Below are 19,347 nucleotides of genomic sequence, written 5' to 3' on the forward strand. Positions count from 1 at the left end.
AATTAAAAAATAGCCGTATTAAAGCGGCTATTTTTTGGTATTAAGTCTAAGAGGTGAAATATGAAAGAAAAAATAGTAAAAAGATTATTTAATGTAATACCTATGTTATTTTTTATATCTATAATTTCATTTTTACTTATGCATCTGGCTCCAGGGGATCCTATACAAGCATATATAACTCCTAAAATGAGTGCAGTAGACATAGAGAGAGTAAGACATAATATGGGACTTGATCAACCTATATATATTCAATATTTTAAGTGGTTAATTAATGCTGTTCAGGGTAATTTAGGATACTCTTTAATTAATCATAGACCAGTAGCAACTGTTATATTTGATAGAATACCCAATACTATATTGATAACACTGACTGCGTTGATACTATCGCTGATTATAGCTATACCTGTAGGTTTGATATCTGGTTATAATAAAAACTCAGTACTTGACAATGTATTAAATGTAATTGCATATATAGGTATTTCTATACCGAGTTTTTGGTTTGCCATGATGATTATATATATCTTTTCCTTAAAGTTAAATCTGCTCCCTAGTATAGGAATGAGGACTATCGGAGTTGATACTACGGTTGATTTAATAAAACATATGATAATGCCTGTAATAGTTCTTAGTTATTATAACGTATGTGTATTCACAAGGTATATTAGATCTAGCACAATAGGTCAACTAAATGAGGACTATGTCCTAACTCAGTATGCATATGGAGCTAGTGCTAAAGAGGTACTTTTCAAACACGTTTTCAAAAATACCTTACTTCCTATAATAACTATATTTGCTATGTCACTTCCACAGCTTGTGACAGGTGCATTTATAACAGAGACGATATTTGGGTGGCCGGGTATGGGTCAGCTTGGTGTAACAGCAATATTTGGTTATGATTATCCCGTTGTTATGGGTATAACTATGATTTCCTCAGTAGTGCTGATAATTGGCAATTTGATAGCTGATATTTTGTATCAGGTTGTAGACCCTAGAATAAAGCATTAAAGGAGGAAGAAATGATAGAAAAATTAAAACGCAATTTTAAGGAAAATAAACTAGCACTAGCTGCTTTGATAACAATAATTATATTTGTGCTTATATCAATATTTGCATTTTTAATGCCTTTTGACCCAAACCAGATAGATCCTGTAAATAGGCTTAAACTACCAGGAGGTAAAAACTATTTTGGTACTGATAGTATGGGAAGAGATTACCTGACAAGGGCATTATATGGTGGTAGGGTGTCCTTGACTGTAGGGTTTATGTCTATGATCATATCTACATCGGTAGGAACGTTAGTTGGGGCAATAAGTGGATATTTTGGCGGTAAGGTAGATAACTTTATAATGAGATTAATAGATATACTTATGAGCATACCTACTTTCTTTTTAATACTTGTAATAAACTCTTACCTAGGATCTAGCATAAAAAATATTATATTGGTAATAGGATTGTTAGGTTGGATGGGAGTTGCAAGAATAGTTAGATCAGAAACATTGTCTATAAAGGAAAGAGAATATGTATTATATGCAAAATCATCTGGACAAAGCTGGGGTAAAATAATAATAAAACATATAATACCGAGTATGCTTCCTACGATAATAGTGTCTTCTAGTATAGATATAGCTAACTCAATACTTATGGAATCCTCACTAAGCTTTTTAGGATTAGGAGTTAAACAGCCAAATGCATCGTGGGGTAGCATGCTTAAAGATGCACAAGCTTTTTTAGGAGATGCACCACACCTAGCTATACTTCCAGGTATTTTTATACTTTTTACAGTACTTAGTTTTAATCTAATAGGAGATACTTTAAGATTAACATTTGAGGCAAAGTCTAACAATAGGTAGGTGTAATTATGGAAAAAATAATACAAATAGAAAATTTAAAAACATCCTTTTTTACTGAAGCAGGTGAGGTACAGGCAGTTAGAGGTATAAGTTTTGATGTATATAAAAATGAAATAGTAGGAATAGTCGGAGAAAGTGGAAGTGGTAAAAGTATAGCTTCTAAATCTATAATGGGTCTTATAAAAGACCCTGGAAAAATTGTAGATGGTACTATAATGTTTCTAGGTCAAGATTTGACAAAGTTAAATGAAAAGCAGATGCTAAAAATAAGAGGAAATGAAATAGCTATGGTATTTCAAGATCCCATGACTGCTTTAAATCCCCTGATAAAAATTGGGAATCAGATGAGTGAAGTAATAATAAGGCACAGTAAACTAACTAAAAAAGAGGCGAGAAATAAAGCTATAGAACTGCTAAAATTGGTCGGAATACCTTCCCCAGAAAAAAGAATAGATAGTTATCCTCATGAGTTTAGTGGTGGAATGAGACAGAGGGTATGTATTGCAATGGCTATAAGCTCATCTCCAAAACTATTAATAGCAGACGAACCAACGACGGCTTTGGATGTAACTATACAGGCTCAAATCTTAAGGTTGATAAAGAAATTAAACAGTGACAATGAAAATTCAACTATATTAATAACCCATGATTTAGGTATAGTTTACAATGTCTGTGATAGAGTTATAGTAATGTACGGTGGAATGATTATGGAGATTGGTAGTGTAAAAGAAATATTTGAAAATCCTAAACATCCATATACTATAGGTCTCCTAAGATCTATACCAAAGATGAAAAATTCTAAAGGAGATAGGCTTATTCCTATAGAAGGGAATACACCTAGTTTACTTATGCCAAAGAATGGTTGTCCGTTTTATGATAGGTGTGACTTGAGGGTAGAAAAATGTAAGCTAAGACAGGATTTTATAGAGATTAGTAGTACACATAAAGTTGCTTGCAATCTAATATCTAGGGAGGCTAACAATGAACTTAATAGAGGTTAAAAATCTAAAAAAGTATTTTGTAGAAAAAGATGGACTTATCAAAAAAAATATCAAAGAAGTTAAGGCAGTTGATGATGTAAGTTTTTATATAAAAAAGGGAGAGACCCTTGGCCTTGTTGGAGAGAGTGGATGTGGGAAGTCGACTTTAGGAAGAACCTTAATAAGACTCTACGATGTTACAGATGGAGAGATAATTTTTGATGGAGTTGATATATCTAAAAATAAAGAAAAAGATTTAAAACAATTTAGAAAAAGAGTTCAGACAATATTTCAGGACCCTTATGCATCTTTAAATCCAAACATGACGGCTAGAGATATAATAAAAGAGCCCTTAGATATACACACAAAGTTAAGTAATGCACAAAAAAATGAAGTTGCATATGAGATGTTAGAAAAGGTTGGACTTAGTAGAGAACATGCTGATAGATATCCTCATGAATTTAGTGGTGGTCAAAGACAGAGAATAGGAATAGCAAGAGCATTATCTGTAAAACCAGACTTTATATTTTGTGATGAGCCTATTTCAGCACTAGACGTGTCTATACAGGCACAGGTGATAAATCTTTTAGATGACTTAAAAGATGAATTTAAAATAACTTATTTGTTTATTGCTCATGATTTATCTATGGTAAGGTATATATCTGATAGAGTATGTGTTATGTATTTAGGTAGTATAGTAGAGATCGGAAATAGTAGTGATATATATGAGAATCCAAGACATCCTTATACTAAAGCTCTTTTGAGTAGTATACCAAGTATTTATTCAAGCGTTAAAGAAGAGATACTCGAAGGGGATGTTCCGAGTCCTATAAATCCTCCTTCAGGTTGTAAATTTAGGACTAGATGTAAATATGCAGAAAAAATATGCGAAGAACAAGCACCTAAGGCTAAAGACTTAGGTGATAATCACCTAGTATATTGTCACATGGTATAAAACAAATAAACATATTTAAAAAGTATAAAAATCCTAGTAGAAATTAAATTTCAAAAGCTTTATAATATAATAAAGTATATTAAATCTAATATATTTTATATTTATGGATATAATACAAATTGGAGGGATTTTATATGGACGTAGAAAAAATGACTGTAAGAGTTCAAAAAAGTTTAAATGATGCATTTAGCGAAGCAGTAAACAATAACAATCAACAGGTAGATGCCATCCATCTTTTTTCAGCACTTATAAAACAAGAAGATGGACTAATCCCAAATATATTTGAAAAAATGAATATTCCTGTTGAATCATTAAAGAATTCTGTAGATTCTGAGTTAGATAAATTACCTAAAATCTACGGAGAAGGTATAAGTTCACAAGGTGTAACAGCTACTAGAAAAATAAATGAGATACTTCTAAAGGCAGAAAATATTTCTAAGGAGTTTAGAGATGATTATATAAGTGTCGAACACGTGATGCTTGCGATTATGGACTTAGAAAAAGACTCAAATATAGGTAAAATATTAAAACAATATAATATAAATAAAAATGATTTTCTAAATGTTTTATATCAAGTTAGAGGAAACCAAAGAGTAGAAACTCAGGACCCAGAAGGGACTTATGAGGCTTTAGCCAGATATGGGACAAACTTAGTAGACTTAGCAAAAAAACATAAATTAGACCCAGTAATAGGAAGAGATGAAGAAATTAGAAGGGTTATAAGAATTCTTTCAAGAAGAACAAAAAATAATCCAGTTCTTATAGGTGAACCGGGAGTGGGTAAAACTGCAATCGTAGAAGGATTAGCAGAAAGAATAGTAAGAGGAGATGTTCCTGAAGGGCTAAAAGATAAAATTGTATTTTCACTTGATATGGGTGCCTTAATTGCAGGTGCAAAATATAGAGGTGAATTTGAGGAAAGATTAAAAGCAGTCTTAAAAGAAGTTCAAAGTTCTGATGGAAAAATAATACTATTTATAGATGAAATTCATACTATTGTTGGAGCAGGTAAAACAGAAGGCTCTATGGATGCTGGAAACTTAATTAAACCTATGCTTGCAAGAGGAGAATTAAACTGTATAGGTGCAACTACTTTTGATGAATATAGAAAGTATATAGAAAAAGATAAGGCTTTAGAAAGACGTTTCCAACCTGTAATAGCAGAAGAACCTAGTGTAAGTGATACAATATCAATTTTAAGAGGTCTAAAGGAAAGATTTGAAATACATCATGGTGTAAGAATACATGATAGTGCAATAGTAGCAGCTGCAAAACTTTCTAATAGATATATACAGGATAGATTTTTACCTGATAAGGCTATAGATTTAATAGATGAAGCAGGGGCTATGATTCGTAGTGAAATAGATTCTCTTCCTACAGAACTAGATATGGTAAGAAGAAAGTTATTTACACTAGAAACAGAAAGAGAAGCTTTGCTCAAAGAAAATGATGATAAAAGTAAAGCTAGATTAGATGTAATTCAAAAAGAAATCTCTGAATTGAAATCTAAAAATGACGAGATGACGGCTAAATATGATAAGGAAAAAAATCAAATATTAGAAATTAAAAATTTAAAATCTCAACTAGATGAAGCAAAAGGTAATGTAGAAAAATACGAAAGAGAGTATGATTTTAATAAAGTTGCAGAAATTAAATACGGTGTTATACCTAAATTAGAAGAACAAATAAAATCTCTTGAAGAAAAGATACAACAAAGCTACGAAAATGCATTGTTAAAAGAGGAAGTTACTGAAAATGAAATATCAAGTATTGTTTCTAAGTGGACAGGTATTCCTGTTACAAAATTAGTTGAGGGTGAAAGAGAAAAATTAATTAAATTAGAAGATGAACTTCATAAGAGAGTAATAGGTCAAGATGAAGCAGTAACAGCAGTTTCAAACGCAGTAATTAGAGCTCGTGCTGGTCTTAAGGATGAGAAAAAACCTATAGGATCATTTATATTCCTAGGACCTACAGGAGTTGGTAAAACAGAACTTGCAAAAACACTCGCTCGTAACCTATTTGACAGTGAGGACAATATAATTAGAATAGATATGTCTGAGTATATGGAAAAACATGCTGTATCTAGACTTATAGGTCCTCCTCCTGGTTATGTTGGATATGAAGAGGGAGGTCAGCTTACTGAATCAGTGAGACGTTCACCTTATTCTGTAATATTATTTGATGAAATAGAAAAGGCACATGAAGACGTGTTCAATTTATTTTTACAAATATTAGATGATGGTAGACTTACTGATAACAAAGGAAAGACAGTGGACTTCAAAAATACATTAATAATAATGACTTCAAATATTGGTAGCAAATATTTATTAGAAGACTATGAAAACAATAAAAAAGAGGCTGATAATCTAGTTATGAATGAACTAAAATACAGATTTAAGCCAGAGTTTTTAAATAGAATAGACGATATAATAATGTTTAAACCTTTAAGTGAAGAAGATATAAAGAAAATAATAGATATATTTATGCAAGACTTAAAAAATAAACTAGAAGAAAAAAATATAAGTCTAGAATTAACTGAAACAGCTAAAAAAGTATTAGTTAAGGAAGGTTATGATCCTATATATGGAGCGAGACCTCTTAAGAGATATATAGGAAATACATTAGAAACTATGATAGCTAAACGACTTATAACAGGTGAAATCTATAGTGGTTCTACAGTAATAGTAGATGGAGAAGAAGACAATATAAAAATAATAGTAAAATAATAAATAGAAAGGAACTAGAATGGTTATATGCTCTAGTTCCTTTCTAAATTAATTATCTATAACTTTGAAACCGTTTCCAAGAGCTTCGTGTACATCTGAAATTATTACGAATGCATCTGGATCAATCTCTTTGACAAGCTTCTTAAGCTTAACAACTTCTTTTTTCATAACTACAACTAAAAGAATTTTTTTATCATTTCCAGTATAAGCTCCTTCCCCTTTTAGGATAGTAGCTCCTCTGTCTAGTTCTTCCATTATTTCTAGTTTAATCTCATCAGACTTATCTGATATTATAGTAAATGATTTTGAATAATCAAGTCCTTGAATCACTAAGTCACTTACCTTTACTATTATATATAAAGAAATTGCAGAGTAAAGTCCAATTTCAATTTCTTTGTTTACTATTCCTGATAAGGTAACTACTATACAATCGACTATTCCCATCAATATAGGAACGCTTACTGAAGGGAAGTAGCTATTAAGCAAAAGACCTATTAAGTCAGTTCCACCAGTTGTCCCATTAATTCTAAATATAAGACCTAAGCCCAATCCCATCAAAATGGCTCCTACTATAATTGCAAGAAATACATCTTCTGTAACATTGAGAATAGCTAAATTTTCTGTAAGTTTAAGTGCTAAAGTAAGAAAAACTATTCCTAATATTGTTTTTATACAATCTTTTTTAGTTAATATTTTATATGCAAATAAGAAAATAGGAACATTTAGTACTAAGTTTATAACCCAAAGAGGTACATGAATTAGTGTGTTGACTACTATTGCGAATCCTGTCAATCCACCTGGTGCGATAGAGTGTGGGTCGAAAAATAAGTTAAGTGAAATAGACATTAATATACAACCCAACATCAAAATTAGTATTTCTGATAAAGTTAGTGCGTTTTTTTTCAATAATATCCCTCCCTAGAGCAGTTCTAATATATATAATTTTTATAACTACAAAAATGAGTTTAACTACTTATCTTATTAGTACTATAGTATGCCAACTTTATACAAATCAGTTCTTCTATGATTAAGTAACGGAAGCTGTTGTCTAATTTTACCAATCAAACTTCTATCAATATCTACATAAATAATATTTTCGTCTTTTCCAGCAGCACCTATAATTCTTCCCCAAGGGTCTGAGACCATAGAGTTTGCATAGGAAATGTATGAAGCATTTTCATCTCTAGCTGGAGATACACCTGCAAAGAATATTTGGTTATCAAGAGCACGCATACGAATAGATAACTCCCAGTGTGCAGGACCTGTAGTCATATTAAAGGCTGCCGGTAGTATCACAATTTCTGCTCCCTTTAATGCCATCAATCTAGATAATTCAGGGAAACGTACATCATAGCAAATAGCGACACCTATTTTCCCGTACTCAGTGTCAATTACTGTAATGTCATTGCCTCTAGATAGAGTATCTGATTCCTTGAATGAAACTCCATCCTTTACATCAATATCAAATAAATGTACTTTTCTATGTCTTCCTATTAGTATACCCGATTTATCAAAAACATATGAAGTGTTGTAGATTTTGCCGTCTTCAAACTCAGGTATACTTCCTCCTATTAGATATACACCACAATCAAAAGCTATCTTACTTAAAGCTTTTGATGTTTCTCCTGGATATTCTTCAGCAAATTCTTTAAAAAATCTATTTTCATAAGGACAGTTAAACATCTCAGGAAGGGCAACTACATCTGCACCATTTTTAGATGCTTCTGCTATCATTTCTATAGCATGTTGGATGTTCACTGTTTTATTATTACTAGTTTTCATTTGACATATAGCAAGTTTATATGAATTCATAAGATTAACCCCCAAAGCCTTTTACCATATTATACCATAATATATCTTTGCCTATACTATAAAATAGTACAATTGGCTAACTTTATGATATAATAAAATTTTGATGAAGGATATAATATAAATTCATAATACTTTAGGAGGATACTATGGCAAATACATTTTATATAGTTAGACACGGACAAACTAATTGGAATATTCTAGGTAAAACTCAAGGTCATGGAAATTCAGATTTAACAGAACAAGGAATAGTTCAGGCTAGAGAACTTGCAGAAGATATTACAAAATACCCTATAGATTATATATATAGTAGCGACTTAGGAAGAGCAATTCAAACTGCAGAAATTTTAGGGGAAAAGTTAAATCTAGAGGTTCAAAAAACTGAAGGTTTAAGAGAGATGGGGTTTGGTGTTTGGGAAGGACTTCTAATAGATGAAATAAAGAAAGACTACTCAGATATATATGATATATGGAGAAATGATCCACACCTAGTAAACATTCCTAAAGGAGAAACTCTTCAAGTAATAAAGGAAAGAGTTGATAATTTTATAGAAGAAATAAATAAAAAACATGAAAATAAGCATATAATATTTGTAACTCATTCAATTACATTAAGAGTTATGCTACTTTCATTTTTAGGATCAGGAATGGAAAATATATATAGAATAAAGCAGGATAATACAGCTTTAAATATAGTTGAGTATAGGGATTATGGCCCAGTTGTTATAAAAATGAATGATACCAGTCATATAAAAAATCATACAAAGATAAATAATTCAGCACTGGAATAAGGAGAATTTTTATGTCTAAAATAATAGTTATAGGAGGTGGACCATCTGGGATGATGGCAGCACTCCAAGCTTCAAAAAATAATCACCAGGTTACACTTATAGAAAGAAATGGAGAACTAGGAAGAAAACTTAAATTTACAGGCGGAGGAAGATGTAACATCACCAACAATAGGGATATAGAAGATTTTTTTGAAAAAATAGTAAATAACAGAAAATTTTTGTATAGTAGTCTGTATTCATTTACAAATAGAGATTTGTTAGATTATTTTTCAAATAATAATCTTGAGTACAAGGTTGAAATAGATAATGACTATAAAGTTTATACAAAAAATGATAAATCTATAGAAGTTATTGAAGCACTAAATAAAGATTTAATACAAAATAAAGTAAAAGTATTATACAATAAAAAGGTAGTAGACATTATAGTTGAGGAATGTGAAAATTATAATTTACCTACTGTAAAAGGCGTAGTTCTAGAAAATGGCGATAAGTTGTTTTGTGACAAGGTAATAGTGTCAACTGGAGGTATGAGTTATTCTCATACTGGTTCTGATGGAAGTATGTATAAAATACTAAACAAATACAACCATACAATAAATAAAATATACCCAGCACTAACTCCACTGACAATAAAAGAGAGTTGGGTAAAAAATCTTCAAGGGATATCTATTAAACAAGTAGAAATATCATGTAAGATTAAAAATAAAAAAATATCTAAGGTAGGAGATATTCTATTTGCCCATTTTGGAATTACAGGACCAGTTGTACTTATAATGTCATCATATATAAATAAAGTCCTAGAAAACCAAGATATTGCACTAAAAATAGATTTTTTACCACAAATAACTGAAGAGGAAATTTCTAAGGCTATAAGAGAAAATCCAAATAAAAATGTTTTAAATAATATAAAATCTCTACTCCCTCAAAACTTCCTAAAAGAAATTTTTAATATTTTATCTTTAAGTGATAAAAAGGCAAATGAATTATCAAAATCAGATGAACTAAAAATAATTAAGTATATAAAGAGTATGGAACTTACTTGTAATGGAACAAAAGGAATAAACACATCTATGGTAACTAGTGGAGGTGTATCTGTAAAGGAAATAAACTCTTCTAATTTAGAGTCTAAGTTAATAAAAAATCTATTTTTAACAGGAGAGGTTATAGACGTAGATGCAGAAACTGGAGGATACAATTTACAAATAGCATTTTCAACTGGATACCTTGCAGGAATAAGTGTTTAAGATAAAATAATATAAAACAACAGGAGTAAATAATATGAACAATTTAATTATAGCTATAGATGGTCCAGCAGGTGCTGGCAAGAGTACAATAGCAAAGATAATATCTAAAGAACTTAATATAAATTATATAGATACAGGGGCTATGTACAGAGCAATTACATATAAGTGTTTAAAAAATAATATAGATATTAATAATACAGAAGAAGTTATAAATATGGCAAAAGACACCGAAATAGACTTTAGAGATAATAATATATATCTAGATAATGAAGTGGTAAATGAAGAAATAAGAACTGTTGAGGTAAGTAACAACGTATCAAATGTAGCAAAAATAAAAGAAGTTAGATATTTAATGGTTGATGTCCAAAGAAAAATTGGTGAAAATAACTCAGTTGTATTAGATGGTAGAGATATAGGATCTTATGTTTTCCCAAATGCTGATTATAAATTCTTTTTAGTTGCTACTCCAGAAGAAAGGGGAAGTAGACGCTATAAAGAGCTTTTAGAGAAAGGCTATGAAGTTGATCTAGATGAAATAATAAATGATATAATAAAAAGAGATAAAATAGATTCAAACAGAGAATTTGCACCGTTAGTTAAGGCTGAAGATGCTTTAGAAATAGATACAACAGGCAAAAGTATAGAAGAAGTGGTATCAGAAGTTGTATCAAAAATAAGAAGGTAGTTGAGAGGAGATAGACGTGAGTTTCTATAAATTTGTAATTGGAGTTTTTGAGGGTTTTTCAAGGATATTTTTTAAGTATAGGGTAATAGGTGCCGAAAATATTCCGGATGATGGAAATATAGTAATAGCGTGTAATCACAAATCAAATTTAGATCCTATATTTCTAGCTGCATCTATAAAAAATAGAGAAGTTGCAGCAGTGGCAAAAAAAGAGCTATTTAATATAAAAATATTAGGTTATATTTTAAAAAAGTTAAACGTAATTCCTATAAATAGAGAAAAACCTGATGTATCTACAATAAAAAACATTTTAAAGTCTATCAAAGATGGATATGTACTAGGAATATTCCCAGAGGGGACAAGAGTAAAAGATCCTGGATTTGGAAAAGCTAAAGCAGGTCTTGCGCTATTTGCTATAAAAGGTAAAGCAAATGTTATTCCTATATCAATAATATCTGATTATAAATTGTTTAATAGGGTAACAATCTATATAGATAAACCAATATCCTTTGAGGAGTATTACAAACAAAAACTTACTAATGAAGATTATGAAAGACTTTCACAAAACGTATTAGAAGTAATAAAGGAAAATTATTATAAATACTCAAAATAGGAGATACAATTATGAACGTTAAAATATCAAAAAATGCTGGTTTTTGCTTTGGTGTAAAGAGAGCTATGAAGATGGCATGGAATGAACTAGAGAATAGTGAAGAATCAATATATGCATTAGGTCCTCTTATTCATAATAAGCAAGCAGTAGAAAAATATGAGGAAAAAGGACTTAAAACTGTAGATGAAGTTGAGTCTGTTCCAGAAAGTAAAAACATGATAATAAGGTCACATGGTGTATCAGAGTCTGTATATAAGAGTGCAAGTGATAAAAACATAAATATAATAGATACAACATGTCCTTTCGTAAAAAAGATACATAATATAGTTAACACATATCACAATGAAGGGTATCAAATAATTGTTATAGGCGATATGAATCACCCAGAAGTTATCGGTATAAATGGATGGTGTGATAATTCAGCAATAATAATAAAGACTCCACAGCAAATGGATTCTATTGAACTAGATAAATCTAAAAAATACTGTGTAGTGTCGCAAACCACTATGAACTTAGACCTACACAAACAAATAACAGATAAACTTTCTAAAGATCTAGACACTGTAGTATTTAATAACACTATATGCTCTGCTACAAAAGAAAGACAAGAAGCTGCAAAAGATCTATCAAGAGAAGTCGATTGTATGATAGTCATAGGTGGAAAACATAGTTCGAATACTCAAAAACTTGTCAATATATGCAAAGAAATAGTCCCTACCTTTGCTATAGAGACAAAAGAAGAGCTAGATGGAGAAGAACTAAATAAATATAAGACAATAGGCGTTACAGCAGGAGCTTCTACTCCTGATTGGATAATAGATGATGTTATAGACTTTATTGACAGTATATAATTTAATACTAATCATAACCCTAAAAGTGTGTAGCTTAATTGTTTAAGGTGCACATTTTTAGGGTTTAAAATACTTAAAAAAATATAAAATAGTTAGATCGGAGGTAAATATGGTGGAAATATTTTTATCATCAGCAGAGGACTCATTTTTACATGTGGGGTCATTAGTTGGATTTTTTATATTACTATTTGGATATATAAATTATAAAACGAGCGGAAATTTCACAAATTCTTTAGCAAGAAATAAAAAAATACAGCCATTAGTAGGTGCTATTGTAGGTGCCATACCTGGGTGCGGAGGAAGCTTAGCTATAATGCCTTTGTATATAAAAGGGCAGCTTAGTTTTGGAACTATAATAGCTAGTTTAATATCCAGTATGGGAGATGCAGCATTTGTATTAATATCTTCTAATATAGAAATGTACATATTTGTAACTATAATAGGTACTATAACTGGTATAATAACTGGTTATATTGTAGATTTTATGAATCTAGAAGAAAAATTAAAACTAAGAAAAGTTAAAACTTCAGGACTTACTAGAGGTCAAGCTTCTTTGATTAAACATGAAGACAATCACTCTACATTAGATGATATAGCACATAACCATGGCAATTCAGGTAGACTTGCTTATGCTATAACACACGGTGTAGGTTATAAGATTTACTTGGCTACACTATTTGTGGGATTTGTATTTATGCTTATATCACATTCAGGCCTTCACTATGAATGGATAGAACAAATTCATGAGTTAGAGGAGATTATTGCGATAACTGGAGTAGTATTCTCAGTAATATATATGATATTTTTCAAAAAAGTATTTAAAAACTCAAATATAACCGAGGAAGAAAATAAAAAAACTTCTCTAAAAGAAATGTTAATCCACTCTGTAGGCGAAATATCCTTTGTAATTACATGGATATATATAGCTTATTTAATTTATGATTTAATTATAATAATAATTGGAGGAGATGAGTACCTGGCACAAATTATACTATCAACAGGTGTTGCCAGTGTATTTATAGGTGCAATTTTAGGATTAATCCCTGGATGTGGGGTACAAATCGTAATAATGTCTTTCTACTTAAAGGGAGCAATACCCCTAGGAGCTGTGATAGCGAATTCAATATCACAAGATGGTGATGCACTTTTCCCTCTTCTAGCATTAGATAAAAAATCATCTATCTGGTCTATGATTATTACTACTATACCTGCCATAGTTGTAGGACTTATTGTATACATGTTCTTCGGATAATAAAAAAATTATATAATCCAAAATACAACTGCTAAATCTATATAAAAGAACTTATTTATACTCTTAAAATAAATAAGTTCTTTTATTAAAATTAATATTATATTTATAATATTTAAATATAATATGGGTTCTGATATAATTGATTAAAGCTGTTAAAACAGTTGTTATTAATTCACAGTTTTTATATAAGAGGTGCATAATGGAAAATAGAATCGATTTAACTAAAGGTGGGATTACAGAAAAACTAATCAAACTTTCCCTACCGATAATGGGAACATCATTTATACAAATGGCTTATAATATGACAGATATGATGTGGGTTGGAAGAATAGGAAGTAGAGCTGTTGCAGCAGTTGGGACAGCAGGTTTTTATCCATGGTTAGCCATGGCTTTTGTAATGATTTCTAAAATAGGTGGAGAAGTAAAGGTATCACAAAGTATTGGTAAAAATAATATAAGTGATACTAAAAACTACATAAAATCTGCAATAGAGATAAATATTATACTTTCTTGTTTGTATACTTTGGCCCTAATATTATTTAAAGATAATTTAATAGGATTTTTTAGACTGACAGATACTGGTGTGGTATCTATGTCTAAGAACTATTTAGTTATAATTGCTTTTGGTATGATATTTTATTTTATCAATCCGGTATTTACAGCTATATTCAATGGGCTAGGAAACAGTAAGACTCCGTTTTTAATTAATACTATAGGTCTAATTACTAATATTATACTGGATCCTATATTGATATTTGGTATAGGATTTATACCAAGACTTGGAGTTGCAGGGGCAGCAATTGCCACTGTATCCGCTCAGATGATAGTATCGTTTTGTTTTTTATTTATGATTATTAAAAGTAAAGAAGAATATTTCAAAATTAAGTTATTTAGAAATATTAACATAAATTATTATAAAATACTGTATAAATTAGGTATTCCAGTGGCATTCCAAAGCGGACTGTTTACAGCATTTTCAATGATACTGGGTGTAATAGTGGCTTCCTGGGGACCAGTTGGAGTTGCAGCACAAAAGGTTGGCTCCCAAATAGAGGCAATTTCATGGATGACTTCAGAAGGGTTTGCTGTTGCCCTCTCAAGTTTCGTAGGTCAAAACTACGGTGCAAAAGAATACTTTAGAGTAAATAAAGGATCTAAAATCGCAATAATTATAGCTGCACTTTGGGGTGTACTTACTACTTTAATTTTAGTTTTCGGTGGAAATAAGATATTTTCATTGTTTATAGCAGAAAGCGATGCTATACAAAAGGGTGGCATGTATTTAAAAATAATAGGATATTCTCAATTATTCTCTTGTTTAGAAATAGTAATAGGTGGAGCATTCAAAGGACTTGGCAGGACTTATATACCTTCTATAGTAAGTATTACTTTAACTGGAGCTAGAATACCACTTGCCTATATAATTTCAAAACCTGAGTTTTTAGGATTAAATGGTGTTTGGTGGAGTATAAGTATATCTTCTGTATTAAAAGGAATATTAATGATATGTATATTTACATACTTATTAAAACACAAAAAATTATATACGGTTTCTGATGAATAGTATTATATGATTTAATACAATAGGGGGATAAGCTTTAGTTTATCCCCCTATTATTATTAAATTTGACCTAAGAACATTTGTACAATAAATGATACCACTACAACAAGAGCTGATATAATAAATCCGTGTAGCATAGGTTTGAACCCTGATTTAGATAATTCTCTAAAGTTTGTATTCAAGCCTATCGCACCTAAAGCCATAATCATAAAAAATTTACTTAAACTAGATACATTAGAACTAACATATTCGGAAACTATGCCTGTACTTTTTATTGTAACCATAGCCAAAAACATTAATATAAACCAAGGGAATATTTTTTTAATATTAACCTTTTTACATCCATCTATATTTTGAGTACTATTTTTAGCTATCAAGCGTTCATTTATAAATGAAAATATAAGAACAACAGGTACTATAGAAAGGGTTCTTGTAAGTTTTACAATCATAGCAAAACTTCCTGCTGCATCAGAAAAAGCATATCCTGCTGCTACAACTGATGATGTATCATTTACAGCTGTACCTGCCCACAAACCAAATCCTAAATCACTCATTCCAAAATATTTTCCCATAATAGGAAATAAGATAATCATTATTATATCAAATATAAAAGTAGCAGAAATAGCATATGCAATAGTACTATCTTCGGCATCTATAGTTGGAGCTATTGCAGCTATTGCAGACCCTCCGCATATTCCAGTTCCGGCTGAGATAAGTCCTGATAATTTCCAATCCATACCAAATACTTTTCCAAGTAGATACCCACCACCAAAGGCTGCAATCAATGTAAATGTCATAACTATTAATGAATATTTACCAACTTGCAACACCTGAGAGAAGCTAAGAGTTAACCCCATCAAAACTATTGCAAATTTTAATACCTTTTTAGATACAAAAGTTAATCCTTTCTTGAAAAAGTCATACTTAGATATAATAGGATTTAAAATCATTCCTATTAAGAGAGCAAATACACCTGCACTTATTAAGTGATAGGGTATAAACCCACTAATAAAAGTAGATACAATTGCTAGAAGTATAGTCATTAATACTCCTGTAAAATAATTTTTAATAACGCTCATAATAAATCCTCCCTTTTATAAATTTACATTATTGATTTTATACTTAATATTGATTTTATACTTAATTTATAATAAACTCAAATTATAAATAATTATAAATATATAAATTTAACTTATAGGAGGAATTTATGCTAGACTTTAGGCTCGAGACTTTTTTAACACTATGTAAACTTAAAAGCTATACAAAAACAGCTGAATATCTTCATATCACTCAACCTGCTGTATCACAACACATTAGATACTTAGAGGAACATTATAAAATAAAGCTATTTACATATAAAAAAAGATCTCTAACTCTAACCGAGGAAGGAGAAATGTTAAAATCTTTTGCTATGACTATGCAAGCTGGTTCAAATAAAATAAAGTTGATGTTGTCAGATGTCAACAAAATACATCCACTTACCTTTGGTGCAACGTTGACAATAGCTGAATATACAATGCCACCTATTTTAGCTAAAACATTATTAGATTATCCTACAATAGATTTAACTATGGAAGTTGATAATACACAGGTACTTCTTGAAAAACTTATAGATGGTAAAATAGACTTCGCACTTTTGGAGGGGCATTTTGATAAATCTAAATATGAATCAAAAATATTCTCTATAGAAAGGTTTATCCCTGTATGTTCGCCAAAGAATCCACTAGCCTATAATGTAGTAAATTTTACAGATTTTTTCAATGAACGTCTTATACTTCGTGAAAAGGGGTCTGGTACAAGGGAAGTATTTGAACAAACTTTGTATGAACACAATCTTACAATAAGTAATTTTAGAAGTGTTTCTAAAATGGGTAATATGAGCGTGATAAAAAATTTAGTAAAACAAAACTTAGGAATAACATTTTTATATGAAGAAGCTGTATTAGAAGAGCTAGCAAACGGTAAATTATGTGAGATACAAATACCAGATTTTAAAGTAAATCGTGAGTTTAACTTTGTATTTCTAAAAAATAGTGTACATGAAGAAGAGTATTTAAGATGGTTTAGATATTTTAAAACGAAAAAACCTGTCTCAGTGTAAAAGACAGGTTTTTTCGCTTTAAAACTAGCTAGCTTTTTTATTTATATCAACATTTGATGTTTTAGCTATGTATGGTAGAATCAACCCTATACCCATTAATACTAGTGGAGTAGCAACATTCATTCCAACTAGGAATATCCATTCTGATGTGAATGCTGGAATATCTGAAGGAAACATACCCATTATACAGGCAAATGCTGTAAATGCAAAACACCATAGTCCAACCATAAAACCAATTTTAGGATTTTTTATAAATTTGTAATCAGAACCAAATTTGTCAATTGATTTCTTAAGTCCCATATAAGCTAAGAATACCCATAAATATCTCATTGGCATAACTACAGAGTTTAATTTTAACAACCAGTTAAATAGGTCAGTAGTGTTTCCTATTCCTAATGCTGGAACTATTATCAAAGTACCAACTAATACAGAGGTCATTATATAACCATTAACGAAAACGCCATTTTTATTAGTTTTAGATAGTTTATGAGGTATAAACTTACTATCAGCATCTCCTAATAAAACTCTTAAAGGAGCATCTATAGAAAATACCAGAGCAGATACTTGAGTAGCTGTGTTAGCAAAAGCATATACTACAACCAATGACTTTCCTAGTCCGTAGTATTCACCAAGTAGTTGGAATGCATAGTATTGTCCATTCATCATTAGGTCTTTTGGAATATTATTAGAGTCAAACATCATTCCCATTGCTATAGAACCTAAAAGAGCACAAATAGCAACCATACCCGCTAAAATTAACATTCCTTTAGGGAAGTTTTTAGATGGATCTTTAGTTTCATTTACATATGGAGATATTTTTTCACATCCACCAAGTGCAAACACTAACATAGATAGAGTAGTTAAATATGCAAAGTCAAACTTAGGTATAAATGAGCCAAATGTTATATTTGGTGTAGCTACAGGTCTGCCTGTTATCGCAGGAGCACTTACACCTAATACTATATACAATATAGACATTATAAACATGGATGTGCCTGCTACACTACCTATAACTTTTAATATTTTTACACCTTTTGTTGAAACATATAAAAATACAAAGAATACTGCTAAAACCATTGATTGTAATATTAAAGGATTTAAAGCTTTGATTACCTCGGCCAATTCTCCGGATGGATTAACAACCCATGATAGAGCTATAAGTATTGCTTGAGGTTTTTGAGCTAGATAAGGAATATGTACAACCCAATAAGTCCAACCTGCCATAAATGCAAGCATTGGAGTAGTAGTAGAGCGTATCCATGTTGAAACTCCACCCTTTCCATCACTAAATGATGAACCTAATTCTCCTACCATAAGTGCATACGGTACAAAGTAGCAGGCTACCATGAATATCCATGAGAATACAACAGTAAGCCCTTGGTTTGCGAAATTGTTAACTACATTACCAAATCCCCAGACCATAACAAAGCCTGTCAAGGCAATGTTTTTCCAAGTTAATTTTCTGTTCTGTTCCGACATTATTTTCCTCCTAAGAAATTTTCAAAATAGATTTATAAAATTACATTTGTTACAGGTATAATTATACATTATCTGAAAAGAGTGTCAACGATTTTGTTAAAATTTTATGAAAGTTATAATTAAATAGTATTGAAAATTTTAGTAAATATTAGCTATATATACTATATATGGCTAACTTTATATAATATGATTATTTTCGAAATTTATATATATAAAATAAAGTTTATAGAAATTTTGTATTATAAAAATAAATATAAAATTCATTATATATATACTTTAAAAAGAAGGAATAAAAATAAACATTGCATATTATTATATTAATTACTTGTTTATAGATAGTAATTTGAAGATTATATACTATAACCTTGTATTTTTCAGATAAATATCGTTAAATATATATCTATAGCTATCGATCGATATATATCTATAATTATAGATATATACTTT

General features: G+C 30.2%; 17 protein-coding genes. 13 read left to right on the forward strand and 4 right to left on the reverse strand.

The genetic code is table 11. The features are described from left to right. Window positions 1–60: 60 nt before the first annotated feature. From BUB34_RS02405 to clpB, 5 genes are all read left to right on the forward strand, one after another. Entirely contained in the window at window positions 61–1,005 is a 945-nt protein-coding gene (locus BUB34_RS02405; protein ID WP_073123884.1) for an ABC transporter permease, read from the forward strand. 11 nt (window positions 1,006–1,016) lie between these two features. Continuing rightward, window positions 1,017–1,850 (forward strand): ABC transporter permease, encoded by an 834-nt coding sequence (locus BUB34_RS02410; RefSeq protein ID WP_073123886.1) that lies wholly within the window; start codon window positions 1,017–1,019, stop codon window positions 1,848–1,850. An 8-nt stretch (window positions 1,851–1,858) separates the two neighbouring features. Further along, a complete protein-coding gene (locus BUB34_RS02415; RefSeq protein WP_073123887.1) occupies window positions 1,859–2,851 on the forward strand; it encodes an ABC transporter ATP-binding protein in 993 nt (330 codons plus the stop codon). After that, window positions 2,832–3,785, forward strand: coding sequence for an ABC transporter ATP-binding protein (locus BUB34_RS02420; RefSeq protein WP_073123889.1), 954 nt, complete (start codon window positions 2,832–2,834; stop codon window positions 3,783–3,785). Before BUB34_RS02415 ends, BUB34_RS02420 begins: the two co-directional genes overlap by 20 nt. 134 nt (window positions 3,786–3,919) lie before the next feature. After that, window positions 3,920–6,514 carry an ATP-dependent chaperone ClpB gene (gene clpB, locus BUB34_RS02425; RefSeq protein WP_073123890.1) on the forward strand — a complete coding sequence of 865 codons (2,595 nt, stop codon included), beginning with the start codon at window positions 3,920–3,922 and terminating at the stop codon, window positions 6,512–6,514. A gap of 48 nt (window positions 6,515–6,562) precedes the next feature. On the opposite strand, the gene BUB34_RS02430 is transcribed toward clpB, so the two are convergent. Both BUB34_RS02430 and BUB34_RS02435 read right to left on the reverse strand, forming a co-directional pair. Further along, window positions 6,563–7,420 carry a YitT family protein gene (locus BUB34_RS02430; protein WP_330392730.1) on the reverse strand — a complete coding sequence of 286 codons (858 nt, stop codon included), beginning with the start codon at window positions 7,418–7,420 and terminating at the stop codon, window positions 6,563–6,565. 81 nt (window positions 7,421–7,501) lie between these two features. After that, the gene (locus BUB34_RS02435) at window positions 7,502–8,326 is read right to left on the reverse strand and encodes a carbon-nitrogen hydrolase family protein (protein WP_073123891.1); all 825 of its coding nucleotides are present in this window, start codon (window positions 8,324–8,326) and stop codon (window positions 7,502–7,504) included. A gap of 146 nt (window positions 8,327–8,472) precedes the next feature. Between BUB34_RS02435 and BUB34_RS02440 the strand changes: the two genes are divergently transcribed. From BUB34_RS02440 to BUB34_RS02470, 7 genes are all read left to right on the forward strand, one after another. Beyond that, window positions 8,473–9,114 (forward strand): histidine phosphatase family protein, encoded by a 642-nt coding sequence (locus BUB34_RS02440; protein ID WP_073123893.1) that lies wholly within the window; start codon window positions 8,473–8,475, stop codon window positions 9,112–9,114. 11 nt (window positions 9,115–9,125) lie between these two features. Continuing rightward, window positions 9,126–10,358, forward strand: a complete 1,233-nt coding sequence (locus tag BUB34_RS02445) for a BaiN/RdsA family NAD(P)/FAD-dependent oxidoreductase (RefSeq protein ID WP_073123895.1) — start codon at window positions 9,126–9,128, stop codon at window positions 10,356–10,358. A gap of 34 nt (window positions 10,359–10,392) precedes the next feature. Then, window positions 10,393–11,043, forward strand: a complete 651-nt coding sequence (cmk, locus tag BUB34_RS02450) for a (d)CMP kinase (protein ID WP_073123896.1) — start codon at window positions 10,393–10,395, stop codon at window positions 11,041–11,043. Window positions 11,044–11,059: 16 nt separating this feature from the next. After that, complete coding sequence (locus tag BUB34_RS02455) at window positions 11,060–11,656, forward strand: lysophospholipid acyltransferase family protein (RefSeq protein WP_073123898.1); 597 nt, start codon at window positions 11,060–11,062, stop codon at window positions 11,654–11,656. Window positions 11,657–11,667: 11 nt separating this feature from the next. Next, window positions 11,668–12,507: a 4-hydroxy-3-methylbut-2-enyl diphosphate reductase gene (locus BUB34_RS02460; RefSeq protein ID WP_073123899.1), complete on the forward strand. Its 840-nt coding sequence runs from the start codon at window positions 11,668–11,670 to the stop codon at window positions 12,505–12,507. Between the two features lie 109 nt (window positions 12,508–12,616). Beyond that, window positions 12,617–13,759, forward strand: a complete 1,143-nt coding sequence (locus tag BUB34_RS02465) for a putative manganese transporter (protein WP_242948810.1) — start codon at window positions 12,617–12,619, stop codon at window positions 13,757–13,759. A gap of 199 nt (window positions 13,760–13,958) precedes the next feature. Further along, window positions 13,959–15,323: an MATE family efflux transporter gene (locus tag BUB34_RS02470; RefSeq protein ID WP_073123901.1), complete on the forward strand. Its 1,365-nt coding sequence runs from the start codon at window positions 13,959–13,961 to the stop codon at window positions 15,321–15,323. Between the two features lie 56 nt (window positions 15,324–15,379). Here BUB34_RS02470 and BUB34_RS02475 read toward each other — a convergent pair whose 3' ends face one another. Beyond that, complete coding sequence (locus BUB34_RS02475; protein WP_073123902.1) at window positions 15,380–16,399, reverse strand: YeiH family protein; 1,020 nt, start codon at window positions 16,397–16,399, stop codon at window positions 15,380–15,382. Window positions 16,400–16,527: 128 nt separating this feature from the next. On the opposite strand from BUB34_RS02475, the gene BUB34_RS02480 reads away from it, so the two are divergent. Then, window positions 16,528–17,421, forward strand: a complete 894-nt coding sequence (locus BUB34_RS02480) for a LysR family transcriptional regulator (protein WP_073123905.1) — start codon at window positions 16,528–16,530, stop codon at window positions 17,419–17,421. Window positions 17,422–17,445: 24 nt separating this feature from the next. Here BUB34_RS02480 and BUB34_RS02485 read toward each other — a convergent pair whose 3' ends face one another. Further along, a complete protein-coding gene (locus tag BUB34_RS02485) occupies window positions 17,446–18,900 on the reverse strand; it encodes an APC family permease (protein ID WP_073123907.1) in 1,455 nt (484 codons plus the stop codon). Window positions 18,901–19,347 lie beyond the last annotated feature (447 nt).

This window comes from Asaccharospora irregularis DSM 2635, assembly GCF_900129815.1.
In the GTDB taxonomy this organism is placed as follows: Bacteria; Bacillota; Clostridia; order Peptostreptococcales; family Peptostreptococcaceae; genus Asaccharospora; species Asaccharospora irregularis.